Raw genomic sequence first — 14,253 nt, forward strand, 5'->3', positions numbered from 1 at the left:
CTGACCCTTCGGTTAACGCAGAAGCGGAATTTCGCTGTCGGTCCGGGGCTGGACCCGGTTGCGCTCGAGCCCGGCGAAATCGAACAGCTCCGGGTCCAGCAAATGCGATGGCCGCGCGTTCATCAGCGCCCGGAACATCACCTGCCGCCGTCCCGGGCGGGTCTTTTCCCAACCGTCGAGAATCGCCTTGACCTGTTGCCGTTGCAGCCCGTCCTGGCTGCCGCAGAGATCGCAGGGAATGATCGGATAGTCCATCGCCGCCGCGAACCTGGCGCAGTCGTCCTCGGCCACATGCGCAAGCGGGCGATAGACGAACAGGTCGCCCTCTTCGTTCACCAGCTTGGGCGGCATCGTCGCCAGCCGCCCGCCGTGAAAGAGATTCATGAAGAAGGTCTCGAGGATGTCGTCGCGATGATGGCCCAGCACCACCGCCGAGCATCCTTCCTCGCGGGCGATTCGGTAGAGATTGCCGCGCCGCAGCCGGGAACACAGCGCGCAATAGGTGCGCCCCTGCGGAACCTTGTCCATGACGACCGAATAGGTGTCCTGGTATTCGATCCGATGCGGCACGCCCATCTTTTCCAGAAATTCCGGCAGCACCGTGGCGGGAAATCCCGGCTGGCCCTGGTCGAGATTGCAGGCCAGCAGGTCGACCGGCAGCAGGCCGCGCCATTTCAGTTCGTGCAGCACCGCCAGCAGGGTATAGCTGTCCTTGCCTCCGGACAGGCAGACCAGCCACCGGGCGCCGGGTTCGATCATGCCATATTGATCGATCGCCTCGCGGGTCTGGCGGACGATGCGCTTGCGCAGCTTGCGAAAGCCGGTCGTGCGCGGGGCACCGGCAAAGAGCGGGTGAATCTCGTCGGCGTCATCCAGCATGGGCTCGCCTTACCGGCTTTGCCGGAGCCGGGCAAGCGTGGCGGTTCGCGGGGGCGTTACCCCGATCCGCGATCCGCGCCGGGCCCATTGCCGACCCGGACCGGCCCGGTGCAAGGTTGTTGGCGCAATGTCGTTGAGGACCGAAACAACCGGAGGGGATCGCCGATGGCGTGGATATTGCTGGGTCTTGCCGGCCTGTTCGAGGTCGGCTGGGCGGTAGGCCTGAAATACACCGACGGTTTCACGCGGGTCTGGCCGACCGCGCTGACGGCGGCGTCGATGATCGTGAGCCTCGTGCTGCTCGGCCTCGCGCTGCGCACGATCCCGCTGGGAACCGGCTATGCGATCTGGACGGGGATCGGCACGCTGGGCACGGTGATCTTCGGCATCCTGTTCCTGGCCGAGCCGGCAACGGCGGCACGGCTGGGCTGTGTCGCGCTCATCCTCGCGGGGATCGTCGGGCTGAAGCTGGTGTCCGGCGCCTGATCCGCGCGGCTCAGAGCTGCCCGCCGGCGATCTCGATGGCCTGGCCGTTGACGCTGCCCGAACCGGGGCCGACCAGCCACATCGCGGCGGCGGCGATCTCTTCGGGGGCGATCAGCCGCCCGTGGCGGTTCGCGCCGACCATCAGTTCCATCGCCTTGTCGTCGCTCATCCCGGTGCGTTCGGTGATCGAGGCGACGTTCTGGCCGACGATCGGCGTGTCCACATAGGCCGGGCAGATCGCGTTGAAGGTGATGGGCTTGCCCATGTAATCCTCGCTCAGCGCGCGGGTCAGGCCGATCAGCCCGTGCTTGGTGGCCGAATAGCAGGGCGCGCCCTTGAGCCCGCGCAGCCCGGCCATCGAGGAAATGGTGATCACCCGGCCCCAGTCGGTCTGGTGCATCGAGGTCAGGCATTCGCGGATGGTCAGAAAGGCACCGTCGAGATTGGTGGCCATCATGTTGCGCCAGAAGTCCAGCGTGGTCTTGTGCAGGGCGCGGCCCTCGGCGATGCCGGCATTGGCGATGCAGATCTGCACCGGGCCGTTGCGGTCCACCGCGGCGGCGATCTTGGCCACGACGTCCTCTTCGTCGCGCACATCCATGGCCAGCCCGGTGATGTTGCCACCGGCGACCGCGTCCAGCACCTCTTGCCGGCGGCCGGTGATCGTCACCTTTGCGCCATCGGCGGCCAATGCGCGGGCGATGGCCAGCCCGATGCCGGTGCCGCCGCCGGTGACGAATGCGTGTTTGCCGCTGAGTTCCATGCCGTTCCTCCCCTGATCGGTTGTCGCGCAGCCTAGCGGCGGGGGCGGGCGGGGCAAGATGCGCCGTTCCGTCACTTTGCATCGCCGGAATGATTGCGGAATATGGCGCCATGAAGCATCTCGATATCCCGCCCGCCTGGTTGTTGGCCTTTATCCTGATGGGCTGGACGCAGGCGCGTTACCGGCCGCTGGGGCTGAGCCTCGATCATCCCGTGACCGGATTGCTGGCCGGGTTGCTTGTGGGCGGCGGGCTGGTACTGGCCGCGCTGGCCCTGGCCGAGCTTCGGCGCCAGCACACCACGGTTCACCCGCATGGTGACCCCGCCCGGCTGGTCCGGTCCGGCATCTACAAACGCTCGCGCAACCCGATCTATCTGGCCGATGCCCTGATCCTGGCCGGGCTCCTGCTGTGGTTCGACGCGGTGCCGTCGCTGGTGCTGGTGCCGATGTTCGTCTGGGTGATCGAAAGGCGGTTCATCATCCCCGAGGAAAACCGCCTGCGCCGCCAGTTCCGCGCCGACTACGCACGTTTCGAACGTGACGTTCCACGCTGGCTGTAACTTTTTTGCTTCACGGCGGCCGGATTCTTGTCGAAAATCTCGTGCAGGCCATGCTGCAGTTGCGGCATACTTGCGAAAACAGGGCTTGCAAGCTAGGTGGAGCACCTGCAAGCGGAACCAGATGAACGCCCATGGCGGGTGGCAAGGGGGATCTCAGCGTGAAAATCGGCACACCGAAGGAAGTCTTCGAGGGTGAAAATCGCGTCGCGATGACGCCTGAGAGCGCGCAGGCGCTTCAGAAGCTAGGTCATGACTGCCTGATCGAGACCGGCGCCGGTGCGGCTGCCGGGTTCTCGGACGCCGCCTATGAGGCCGCGGGGGTCGAGGTGGTCAAGACCGCCGCCGCCCTGTTCAAGGCCGCCGACGTGGTGGCCAAGGTGCGCCCGCCCACGGAAACCGAGGTCAAACGCCTGCAGCCCGACCAGACGCTGATTTCGTTCTTCTATCCGGCGTCCAACGAGAAGCTGCTGAAAAAGGCCGCCGCGCGCGGGGCGACCACCATCGCCATGGACATGGTGCCGCGTATCTCGCGGGCGCAGAAAATGGATGCGCTGAGTTCGATGGCCAATATCGCCGGCTATCGCGCGGTGATCGAGGCGGGCAACAATTTCGGCCGCTTCTTCACCGGCCAGGTGACCGCCGCCGGCAAGGTGCCGCCCGCCAAGGTGCTGATCGTCGGCGCCGGCGTGGCCGGTCTGGCCGCGATCGGCACGGCGACCAGCCTCGGCGCGATCACCCTCGCGTTCGACGTGCGCCCCGAAGTGGCCGAGCAGATCGAATCGATGGGTGCCGAATTCGTCTATCTCGATTTCGAGGAATCCCAGCAGGATGGCGCCGCGACCGGCGGCTATGCCGCCCCGTCGAGCCCCGAGTTTCGCGAGAAGCAGCTCGAGAAATTCCGCGAACTGGCGCCCGAGATGGATATCGTCATCACCACCGCGCTGATCCCGAACCGGGACGCGCCGGTGCTGTGGACCGCCGACATGGTCGAGGCGATGAAGCCCGGCAGCGTGATCGTGGACCTCGCCGCCGAACGCGGCGGCAATTGCGAACTGACGGTGCCCGACGAAAAGATCGTCACCGAAAACGGCGTGACCATCGTCGGCTATACCGATTTCCCGTCGCGGATGGCAACGCAGAGCTCGACGCTCTACGCCACCAATATCCGCCACATGATGACCGACCTGACCCCGGAAAAGGACGGCGTCATCGACCATGACATGGAGGATGACGTGATCCGGGGCGCGACGATCACCCATGACAAGGAAATCACCTATCCGCCGCCGCCGCCCAAGGTGCAGGCCATCGCCGCGCGGCCGCAGGAAAAGCCGAAGGAACTGACGCCGGAAGAGCGCAAGGCGCAGGAACTGGCCGAGTTCAAGGCGCAGACCAAGAGCCAGGTCACCATGCTGGCCGCGGGCGGGCTGGCCCTGCTGCTGGTTGGCGCGGTGGCGCCCGCCAGTTTCATGTCGCATTTCATCGTCTTCGTGCTGGCCGTGTTCGTGGGCTTCCAGGTGATCTGGAACGTCAGCCACAGCCTGCACACGCCGCTGATGGCGATCACCAACGCGATCTCGTCGATCATCATCGTCGGCGCCCTGATGCAGATCGGATCCGGCAACTGGCTGGTGCTGCTGCTGGCGGCGTTGTCGGTGCTGATGGCCGGTGTCAACATTTTCGGCGGTTTCCTGGTCACGCGCCGGATGCTGGCCATGTTCCAGAAATCGTAAGGAAAGGGTGATGGAAATGGGTTTCACCACTGCTGCCTATGTGGTCGCCGCGATCCTGTTCATCCTCGCCCTGGGCGGGCTGAGCGGGCAGGAAAGCGCCAAACGCGCGATTTGGTACGGTATCGTCGGCATGGCGCTGGCCGTCCTGGCCACGCTGATGGGGCCGGGATCGGGCAACTGGTTCCTGTCGCTGGTGCTGATCGCGGTCGGCGGTGCCGGGGGCTGGGTCATCGCGCAGCGCGTGCAGATGACCGAGATGCCGCAACTGGTCGCCGCGATGCATTCGCTGGTCGGCCTCGCCGCGGTTTTCGTCGGCTTCAACGCCCAGATCGAACTGGGCCGCGTCACCAGCGCCCTGAGCCAGGGCGCCGACACCGTGTTCCGCGGTTTTGCCGAGGTCCTGACCCACAAGACGGCGGCCGAACTGAACATGCTTCAGATCGAGGTCGTGCTGGGCGTGTTCATTGGCGCGGTGACCTTTACCGGATCGGTCGTGGCCTTTGGCAAGCTGGCCGGCAGGATCGACGGCAAGCCGGCGCAACTGCCCGGCGGCCATGTCCTGAACGCGGCCGCCGCCGGGATCTCGGCCATCCTCGCGGTGCTTTATGTGGCGGACGCGGGGCCGGTGATGCTGTGGCTGGTGGCGATCACGCTGCTGGCGCTGTTCATCGGCTATCACCTGATCATGGGCATCGGCGGCGCCGACATGCCGGTGGTGGTGTCGATGCTCAACAGCTACTCGGGCTGGGCCGCCGCCGCGATCGGGTTCACGCTCGGCAACGACCTGCTGATCGTCACCGGCGCGCTGGTGGGCTCGTCGGGTGCGATCCTGTCCTACATCATGTGCAAGGCGATGAACCGGCATTTCGTGTCGGTGATCCTGGGCGGCTTCGGCGGCACCACCGGTCCGCAGATGGAGGTCGAGGGCGAAATGGTCGCGATCGAGGCCGACGGCGTGGCGCAGGCCCTGAACGAGGCCGACAGCGTCATCATCATTCCGGGCTATGGCATGGCGGTGGCGCAGGCGCAGCAATCGGTCAGCGAACTGGTGCGCAAGCTGCGGGCGCGGGGCAAGGAGGTGCGTTTCGCCATCCACCCCGTCGCCGGCCGCCTGCCGGGCCACATGAACGTGCTGCTGGCCGAGGCCAAGGTGCCCTATGACATCGTGCTGGAAATGGACGAGATCAACGACGATTTCCCCGATACCGACGTGGCGATCGTCATCGGGTCCAACGACATCGTGAACCCGGCCGCGCAGGACGACCCCAACAGCCCCATCGCCGGGATGCCGGTGCTGGAATGCTGGAAGGCCAAGCAGGTCTTCGTGTCCAAGCGCGGGCAGGGCACCGGCTATTCGGGGATCGAGAACCCGCTGTTCTTCAAGGAAAACACGCGGATGTTCTATGGCGATGCAAAACAGTCTCTGGACAAGCTGCTGCCGCTGATCGACTGAGCGCGGCGCAAACGCACCAGAGGGCCCTGCCGGAAGCGGCGGGGCCTTTTGCTTTGCGCCTGCACCGACGCGGCGATCCTGAACCGCCCGATGGCCGCTGAACACCGGCTTGTCCGCCCCGCCGTTCCTGCCCCAGAGTGGACCGGCAACAAGGAGAGGTGACGATGGCCGTTGTAGAATATGAACGGGACGGGCGGATCGGGCGGATCACGCTCAACCGGCCCGAGGTGATGAACGCGATCGACGATGAACTGCCGGTCGCGCTGGCCGACGCGGTGTCGCGCGCCGATGCCGATGACCGGGTTCATGTGATGGTCCTGTCGGGTAATGGCCCGGCCTTCTGCGCGGGCTATGACCTGACCTTCTATGCCGAGGGCAACGGGTCGGGCGAGGCGACCCAGCCGATGCCCTGGGACCCGGTCAGGGATTACAGGTTCATGTGGGCCAACACCCAGCATTTCATGTCGCTGTGGCGGGCGGTGAAACCCGTGGTCTGCAAGGTGCATGGCTTTGCGGTGGCGGGCGGGTCGGACATCGCGCTGTGCGCAGACATGACGATCATGGCCGAGGATGCGCAGATCGGTTACATGCCCGCGCGGGTCTGGGGCTGCCCGACCACGGCGATGTGGGTGTATCGGCTGGGGGCCGAACGGGCCAAGCGGATGCTGTTCACCGGCGACAAGATCACCGGGCGCGAGGCGGCGGATATGGGGCTGGTTCTGAAGGCGGTGCCGGCGGAGCGGCTCGACGACGCGGTTGAGGAGCTGGCCGGCCGGATGGCGACGGTGCCGGTCAACCAGCTCGCGATGCAGAAAATGGTGATCAACCAGGCGATCGAACAGACCGGGCTGATGCAGACCCAGCGGCTGGCGACGATCTTTGACGGCATCACCCGCCATTCGCCCGAGGGGATCCATTTCAAGGAACGGGCGGAAAGCCGGGGCTGGAAACAGGCGGTGGAGGAACGCGACAGCGGCACGTTCGACTGGACCGCGAACCGTGAAATCCCCCGGCGCAACCGCTGATGCGCCGTTGCCCTTGGCCCCGTGCCGCGAAGCGGCTACAGATCGGGAACATGGCCGCCAGGGAGGAGCCACCCGATGAAGATGAGTGATGAAAAGCGGATCGGGGCACCCCCCGCCGCCGTCTATGCCGCGATCCTGGATCCCGATGTGCTCTGCGCCTGCGTGCCGGGTGCGACCGAGGTGACCGGATCGCCCGGTGACGGCTATGCCGCCGTGGTCACGCAGAAGGTCGGACCGGTCAAGGCGACCTTCAAGGGGCAGGTCACCATGTCGGACATGGTGGAAAACCAGAGCCTGACCATCGACGGCGAAGGCAAGGGGGGCGCTGCCGGCTTTGCCAAGGGGGGCGCATCGGTGACGCTGACGCCCGACGGTGACGGCACCCTGCTGGCCTATGATGTCGAGGCCAAGGTCGGCGGCAAGCTGGCGCAGCTGGGCAGCCGGATCATCGACGGTTTTGCCAAGAAGATGGCCGACCAGTTCTTTGCCAATCTCCAGGCGCATTTCGCCCCGCCCGAAGAAGACGCGGGGGATGCAGCCGGGGGCGAGGCCGATAGCGGCGGCGAGGACAGCGGCGCCAAGACGGGCTGGCTGAAGAAAATCACCGGCCGAAGCTGAGCGGCGGCCCGACCATGTCTGCAATCCTCTCCATCCGCGACCTGCGCAAGACCTACGAGGGCGGGTTCGAGGCGCTCAAGGGCGTCACGCTCGATATCGAGCAGGGCGAGATCCTCGCCCTGCTCGGCCCCAACGGCGCGGGCAAGACGACGCTGATCTCGACCGTCTGCGGGATCACCAACGCCACCTCGGGCAGCGTGTCGGTGGACGGTCACGACAGCGTCACCGGCTATCGCGCGGCGCGCTCATTGATCGGGCTGGTGCCGCAGGAAATCTCGCTCGAGCCGTTCGAGCGGGTGCTGAACACGGTGCGGTTCTCGCGCGGCCTTTTCGGGCGTCCCCGCGACGATGCCCGGATCGAAACCATCCTGCGGCGGCTGTCGCTGTGGGACAAGCGCGACAGCCCGATCAAGGCGCTGTCGGGCGGCATGAAACGGCGCGTGCTGATCGCCAAGGCGCTGGCCCATGACCCGCGCATCCTGTTCCTGGACGAACCCACCGCCGGCGTGGATGTCGAGCTGCGCAAGGACATGTGGGACACCGTGGCCGAGCTCAAGGCCGATGGCGTCACCATCATCCTGACCACCCATTACATCGAAGAGGCCGAGGCTATCGCCGACCGTGTCGGCGTCATAAACCATGGCGAGCTGCTGCTGGTCGAGGACAAGGCCAGCCTGATGCGGCGGATGGGGCAGAAACAGATCGAGGTGCAGCTGTCGGCCCCGGTCGAGACCCTGCCCGACACCCTGAGCGGCTATGCGCTCGACCTGGGCGCGGAACGGCAGAGCCTGATCTACACCTATGACACGCGGGCCGAGCGCACCGGCATCACCGCGCTCTTGAACGACATCGCCGCCGCCGGGCTGACATTGTGTGACGTGCAGACCCGCCAGAGCAGCCTCGAAGATATCTTCGTGGGCCTCGTCGCGGGCGGCCAGCCGGAGGCACGGCAATGAACTGGTCCGCGGTCGCAGCCATCTACCGGTTCGAAATGGCCCGGTTCTTTCGCACGCTGATGCAGAGCTTCCTGTCGCCGGTGCTGTCCACCTCGCTCTATTTCGTGGTCTTCGGCGCGGCGATCGGCAGCCGGATCCAGCAGGTCGACGGCGTCAGCTATGGCGCCTTCATCGTGCCGGGGCTGGTGATGCTGTCGGTGATCACCCAGTCGATCTCGAACGGAGCGTTCGGCATCTATTTCCCGAAATTCATCGGCACCATCTATGAATTGCTGTCGGCGCCGGTGAATTTCCTGGAAATCGTGATGGGATATGTGGGCGCGGCGGCGACCAAGGCGCTGTTCATCGGGGTCGTGATCCTGGTCACCGCCAATTTCTTTGTCGATATCGAGGTGCAGCACCCGGTGGCGATGGTGCTGTTCCTGATCCTGACCTGCCTCAGCTTTGCCCTGCTGGGGTTCATCATCGGCATATGGGCCGGCAATTTCGAGCAGTTGCAACTGGTGCCGCTGCTGATCGTCACGCCGCTGGTGTTCCTTGGCGGGTCGTTCTACTCGATCTCGATGCTGCCGCCGCTGTGGCAGACCATCACCATGTTCAACCCGGTGGTCTACCTGATCTCGGGGTTCCGGTGGTCGTTCTACGGGCTGGCCGACGTTCCGGTCGCGCTGAGCCTCGTCGCCATCGCCGGTTTCACCTGCCTGAACCTCGCCGTGATCTGGTGGATCTTCAGGACGGGCTGGCGGTTGCGCAGTTGACACCGTTGCAATTTTGCCCGCGACCCGGCGGAAACCGGATGCGCGGAAAATCAGTTTGGGGCGTGTCTTGTTTGACCGCGTGGCGCACTCTACATCTGAGCGCATGGACCTTCGCCTGCCTTTCCTGAACAAGCCGCCCACGGTCGCGGTGATCCGTCTCGCCGGGGCCATCGGTGTCGGCGGCCGCGCGGCGCTGACCGACGAGGCGCTGCGCCCGGCCATCGAAAAGGCGTTCCGGCGCGGCAAGCCCGCCGCCGTGGCGCTCGAGATCAACTCGCCCGGCGGATCGCCGGTGCAGTCGGCGCTGATCGCGGCGCGAATCCGCCGTCTCGCCGAGGAAAAGGACATCCCCGTCCACGCCTTTGTCGAGGACGTGGCCGCCTCGGGCGGCTACTGGCTGGCCTGCGCCGCCGACGACATCTGGGCCGACGAAAACTCGGTGCTGGGGTCGATCGGCGTGATCTCGGCAGGGTTCGGGGCGCATGTGTTCCTGGCCCGCCAGGGGATCGAACGGCGGGTGCATACCGCCGGCAAATCGAAATCCATGCTGGACCCGTTCCGCCCGGAAAACGAAGAGGATGTCGCCAGGCTGAAGGTGATCCTCGGCGACATTCACGACAACTTCATCGCCCATGTAAAGACGCGCCGCGCATCCAGGCTCGATGCAAAGGCCGACCTGTTCAACGGCGATATCTGGCTGGCGCGGCGCGCCTGCACGCTGGGGCTGATCGACGGCATCGGGCATCTGACGCCGAAGCTGAAGGAACGTTACGGCGAAAAGGTGCGGATCCGGCGCTATGGCCCCCGCCGTCCGTGGTTCGCGCGGTTCGGGGCGCAACTGGCGCAGGACGCGCTGGCCGGGATCGAGGAACGCGCGGCCTACGCGCAGTTCGGGTTGTGATGTGATCCTCAAGATCGTCTCCCTGTTCCTGGTGGTCATGGCCGTGCTGGCCATGTTCGGGCGCTTGCGCCTGCCGGGATCGAACCGGCTGTCTTCGGTGCGCTGCCCGAATTGCGGGCGGTTCCGGATCGGCAGCGGACCCTGCCCCTGCGGGAAGGGGCGGCGGGGATGAGCGGACCGATCCTGCATGCCTGGCTGCTCAGCGGTCTCGGTCTCGGCATCCTGCTGCTGGGCGGCGACCTGCTGGTGCGCGGCGCGGTGAACCTGAGCCTGCGGCTGGGCGTTCCGGCGCTCATCGTCAGCCTGACCATCGTGGCCTTCGGCACCTCGGCGCCCGAGCTGCTGATTTCGATCAAGGCGGTGATGGACGGGTTGCCGGGCATCGCGCTGGGCAACGTGATCGGGTCGAACACCGCCAACATCCTGCTGGTGCTGGGGCTGCCCGCCATGATGGCGACCCTGCACACGAGCGAATGCAACACCCGCCGGACCTATCAGTTCATGATCCTGTCGTCGTTGCTGTTCATCGCGCTGGCCACGCGCGACGTGTTCGACAAGCTGGCCGGGCTGCTGCTGCTGGGGGCGCTCGTCGTGGTGCTGACCGATGCCTTTCGCACCGCGCGCAGGCATCAGCGCGCGGGTGAACATGACGATCTCGAGGATATCGACGAAGCCGACCCGGACATGCCGTATTGGCGCATCGCGCTGTATCTGTTGCTCGGGCTGATCGCGCTGCCCGTCGGCGCCAACCTGCTGATCGAATATGCCAGCCAGATCGCGCGCACCTACGGCATCAGCGACGCGGTGATCGGCCTGACGCTGGTGGCGCTGGGCACCTCGCTTCCCGAACTGGCGACGACGGTCATGGCCGTGCTGCGGCGGCAGGCGGATGTGGCGCTGGGCAACGTGATCGGGTCGAACATCTTCAACCTGCTCGGGATCATCGGGGTGGCGTCGCTGGTGGGGCCGATCCGGGTCGATCCCGAGTTCCTCGAATTCGACCTATGGGTGATGCTGGCGGTGTCGCTGCTGCTGATCCCCTTTGTCTATTTCGGCCGGGACATTACCCGCAGATGGGGCGTGGTGCTGACCGTGCTCTATGTGGTCTATATCCTGGCGATCCTGAAATGATGCGGGCGCTGGTCACCGGCGCCGGCAAGCGGCTGGGCCGGGCGATGGCGCTCTATCTCGCCGGGCGCGGCTTCGACGTGGCCGTCCACTATGCCACCTCGCGCGACGGGGCCGAGGAGACGGCGGCGGCAATCCGGGCGATGGGACGCGGTGCGGCGGTGCTTCCGGGCGATCTGCTGGACGAAACCTGCAGCCGGGCGTTGCTGCCGCAGGCGGCGCAGGCGCTGGGCGGTCCGGTCACCTGCCTGGTCAACAACGCGTCGGTGTTCGAATATGACACCTATGCCAGCGCCACGCGCAACAGCTGGGACCGGCATATCGAAAGCAACCTGCGCGCGCCGTTCGTGCTGACGCAGGCGATGGCGGCGCAGGGGCTGGCGCCCGATCGCGACGCGGGTGGAGAGCCGGTTGCCACCGGTCTGATCGTGAACATGATCGACCAGCGGGTGCGCAAGCTGACCCCGGAATTCACCAGCTATACCATTGCCAAGATGGGGCTTTGGGCGATGACCCGCACCGCGGCGCAGGCCTTGGCGCCCGCAATCCGGGTGAATGCGATCGGCCCCGGCCCGACCCTGCGCGGCGCGCGCCAGAGCGCCGGCCATTTCGCCGCCCAGCGGGCCGGAACCGTCCTCGGCCGCGGCGCCGATCCCGCCGACATAACCGCCGCGCTGGGGTTCCTGCTCGACGCGCCGTCGGTGACCGGTCAGCTGATCTGCCCCGATGGCGGGCAGCATCTCGGCTGGCAGACACCCGATGTTCTGGGCGTCGAATAGACGGGTATCCGACCCGACTTTTGCACCGGTCGCGGGATGGTTACATTTCTGTGACTTTCCGCCTTTGTTTTCAAAGACTTGCAAGTGAGTGAATTTTTTGTCATTTGGAATCAAGGGGTTGGGGTGGCGCCCAAAAATTGTGCAATGCGACGATGCCTGCCGGATGTAACGAGAATTTCGGACTACCCATAAGTTATCATCGGACTTATCCACAGAAACGGTGGATTTGTTCGGGCTTGCATCGCCGGGACCGAGATTGCAGCGCGGGCCAGAGAATCATATCTCTCGGACATGACGGATACGAACGCCCACCCGACCGGCCATGCGCTGATCCAGGACTACCTGAAGACGCTGGACGGCTCGCCCGGCGTCTACCGGATGCTGGATGCGCAGAACCGGGTGCTCTATGTCGGCAAGGCGCGCAACCTGCGGGCGCGGGTGTCCAGCTATGCCCGGCCCCATGGCCATAGCGGGCGCATCGCGCGGATGATCGCCCAGACCGCGTCGATGATGTTCCTGACCACGCGCACGGAAACCGAGGCGCTGCTGCTGGAACAGAACCTGATCAAGCAGCTCAAGCCGAAATACAACGTGTTGCTGCGCGACGACAAGAGCTTCCCCGAGATCCTGGTCACCGGCGACCACGACTTTCCGATGATCCGCAAGCATCGCGGCGCGCGCAAACCCAAGGGCAGGTATTTCGGCCCCTTCGCCAGCGCCGGCGCGGTCAACCGCACGTTGAACCAGCTGCAAAAGGCGTTTCTTCTGCGCAACTGCTCCAACGTCACTTTCGAGAGCCGGACGCGCCCCTGCCTGCTCTACCAGATCCGGCGCTGCTCGGCGCCCTGCACCGGCGAGATCTCGGCCGGGGACTATGCCGCGTCGGTGCGCGATGCGGAACGGTTCCTGTCGGGCCGCTCGACCCGCGTGCAGGAGGACCTGGCCGCGCAGATGCAGGCGGCCTCCGAGGCGCTCGAATTCGAACGCGCCGCCGCGCTGCGCGACCGGATCCGCGCCCTGACCAGCGTGCAGAGCAGCCAGAGCATCAACCCGCGCAGCGTGACCGAGGCGGATGTGGTCGCGCTGCACCTGGAGGGCGGGCAGGCCTGCGTGCAGGTCTTCTTCATCCGTGCCGGGCAGAACTGGGGCAATGGCGATTTCTACCCGCGTGCCGGGGCCGATGTTTCGGCGGCCGAGGCGATGGAGGCATTTCTCGGCCAGTTCTACGATACCCACGAGCCCCCCCGGCAGGTGATCCTGTCGGATGCGATCGAGAATGCCGACCTGATGGCCGAGGCGCTGGGCCAGAAGGCCGGGCACAGGGTCGACCTGCTGGTGCCGCAGCGGGGCGAGAAATCCGAACTTGTCGCCGGTGCGCTGCGCAACGCCCGCGAGGCGCTGGGGCGCCGCATGGCGGAAACCGCCACCCAGGCGAAACTGCTGCGCGGCGTGGCCGACGCCTTCGGGCTGGACGCGCCGCCCGCGCGGATCGAGGTCTATGACAACTCGCATATCCAGGGCGCCCACGCGGTCGGCGCGATGATCGTCGCCGGACCCGAGGGGTTCATGAAAAACGCCTATCGCAAGTTCAACATCCGTGGCGACAGCCTGACCCCCGGCGACGATTTCGGGATGATGAAAGAAGTGCTGACCCGCCGGTTCGCCCGCCTGCTCAAGGAAGACCCGGACCGCGAGAGCGGCACATGGCCCGATTTGCTGCTGATCGACGGCGGCGCCGGCCAGGTCAGCGCGGTCTCGGGGATCCTCGCCGAACATGGCGTGTCGGATGTCCCGGTGATCGGTGTCGCCAAGGGCGTCGACCGCGATCACGGCAAGGAGGAATTCCACCGCCCCGGCCACCACCCGTTCGCGCTGCGCCGCAACGACCCGGTGCTCTATTTCGTGCAGCGGATGCGGGACGAGGCGCATCGCTTCGCCATCGGCACGCACCGGGCCAGGCGGTCCAAATCCATCGCTGCCACGCCGCTCGACGAGGTGCCGGGGGTCGGCGCCTCGCGCAAACGCGCGCTGCTGGCGCATTTCGGCTCCGCCAAGGCGGTCAGCCGCGCCAACCTGGCCGATCTCAAGGCGGTCGACGGGATCTCCGACCGGCTGGCCGAAACCATCCACGACTTCTTTCACGACCGGGGGTGAACCGAGCGCTGTCCGTCCCTTCATCTTGCCGGGCAAACTCCCGCCGGAGGCATCCGCCGGGAA

General features: G+C 66.1%; 14 protein-coding genes. 12 read left to right on the plus strand and 2 right to left on the minus strand.

Annotation, left to right across the window (positions count from 1 at the left end; genetic code table 11):
* Nucleotides 1-12 precede the first annotated feature (12 nt).
* A complete protein-coding gene (gene ttcA / locus C6Y53_RS12065; protein ID WP_106472648.1) occupies nucleotides 13-879 on the minus strand; it encodes a tRNA 2-thiocytidine(32) synthetase TtcA in 867 nt (288 codons plus the stop codon).
* A 165-nt stretch (nucleotides 880-1,044) separates the two neighbouring features.
* Between ttcA and C6Y53_RS12070 the strand changes: the two genes are divergently transcribed.
* A complete protein-coding gene (locus tag C6Y53_RS12070; protein WP_106472649.1) occupies nucleotides 1,045-1,365 on the plus strand; it encodes a DMT family transporter in 321 nt (106 codons plus the stop codon).
* Between the two features lie 10 nt (nucleotides 1,366-1,375).
* Here the strand turns inward: C6Y53_RS12070 and C6Y53_RS12075 are convergent, their stop codons facing one another.
* Nucleotides 1,376-2,128: an SDR family NAD(P)-dependent oxidoreductase gene (locus C6Y53_RS12075; protein ID WP_106472650.1), complete on the minus strand. Its 753-nt coding sequence runs from the start codon at nucleotides 2,126-2,128 to the stop codon at nucleotides 1,376-1,378.
* A 110-nt stretch (nucleotides 2,129-2,238) separates the two neighbouring features.
* On the opposite strand from C6Y53_RS12075, the gene C6Y53_RS12080 reads away from it, so the two are divergent.
* From C6Y53_RS12080 to uvrC, 11 genes are all read left to right on the plus strand, one after another.
* Entirely contained in the window at nucleotides 2,239-2,688 is a 450-nt protein-coding gene (locus C6Y53_RS12080; protein WP_106474079.1) for a methyltransferase family protein, read from the plus strand.
* 158 nt (nucleotides 2,689-2,846) lie between these two features.
* A complete protein-coding gene (locus C6Y53_RS12085; RefSeq protein WP_106474080.1) occupies nucleotides 2,847-4,418 on the plus strand; it encodes a Re/Si-specific NAD(P)(+) transhydrogenase subunit alpha in 1,572 nt (523 codons plus the stop codon).
* Between the two features lie 10 nt (nucleotides 4,419-4,428).
* Nucleotides 4,429-5,871, plus strand: coding sequence for an NAD(P)(+) transhydrogenase (Re/Si-specific) subunit beta (locus C6Y53_RS12090; RefSeq protein ID WP_106472651.1), 1,443 nt, complete (start codon nucleotides 4,429-4,431; stop codon nucleotides 5,869-5,871).
* 164 nt (nucleotides 5,872-6,035) lie between these two features.
* Entirely contained in the window at nucleotides 6,036-6,896 is an 861-nt protein-coding gene (locus tag C6Y53_RS12095) for a crotonase/enoyl-CoA hydratase family protein (protein ID WP_106474081.1), read from the plus strand.
* A 75-nt stretch (nucleotides 6,897-6,971) separates the two neighbouring features.
* Entirely contained in the window at nucleotides 6,972-7,514 is a 543-nt protein-coding gene (locus C6Y53_RS12100) for an SRPBCC family protein (RefSeq protein ID WP_106472652.1), read from the plus strand.
* A 14-nt stretch (nucleotides 7,515-7,528) separates the two neighbouring features.
* Nucleotides 7,529-8,470 (plus strand): ABC transporter ATP-binding protein, encoded by a 942-nt coding sequence (locus tag C6Y53_RS12105; protein WP_106472653.1) that lies wholly within the window; start codon nucleotides 7,529-7,531, stop codon nucleotides 8,468-8,470.
* On the plus strand, nucleotides 8,467-9,228 hold the full coding sequence (locus tag C6Y53_RS12110) for an ABC transporter permease (RefSeq protein ID WP_106472654.1): 762 nt from the start codon (nucleotides 8,467-8,469) through the stop codon (nucleotides 9,226-9,228). Before C6Y53_RS12105 ends, C6Y53_RS12110 begins: the two co-directional genes overlap by 4 nt.
* Before the next feature lie 103 nt (nucleotides 9,229-9,331).
* Nucleotides 9,332-10,129, plus strand: coding sequence for a S49 family peptidase (locus C6Y53_RS12115; RefSeq protein WP_106472655.1), 798 nt, complete (start codon nucleotides 9,332-9,334; stop codon nucleotides 10,127-10,129).
* A 168-nt stretch (nucleotides 10,130-10,297) separates the two neighbouring features.
* On the plus strand, nucleotides 10,298-11,260 hold the full coding sequence (locus C6Y53_RS12120; protein WP_106472656.1) for a calcium/sodium antiporter: 963 nt from the start codon (nucleotides 10,298-10,300) through the stop codon (nucleotides 11,258-11,260).
* Entirely contained in the window at nucleotides 11,257-12,036 is a 780-nt protein-coding gene (locus C6Y53_RS12125) for an SDR family oxidoreductase (protein ID WP_106472657.1), read from the plus strand. Before C6Y53_RS12120 ends, C6Y53_RS12125 begins: the two co-directional genes overlap by 4 nt.
* A gap of 291 nt (nucleotides 12,037-12,327) precedes the next feature.
* Entirely contained in the window at nucleotides 12,328-14,190 is a 1,863-nt protein-coding gene (uvrC, locus tag C6Y53_RS12130; RefSeq protein ID WP_106472658.1) for an excinuclease ABC subunit UvrC, read from the plus strand.
* The last annotated feature ends 63 nt before the right edge of the window (nucleotides 14,191-14,253 follow it).

Source organism: Pukyongiella litopenaei, from assembly GCF_003008555.2.
GTDB classification, from domain to species: Bacteria; Pseudomonadota; Alphaproteobacteria; order Rhodobacterales; family Rhodobacteraceae; genus Pukyongiella; species Pukyongiella litopenaei.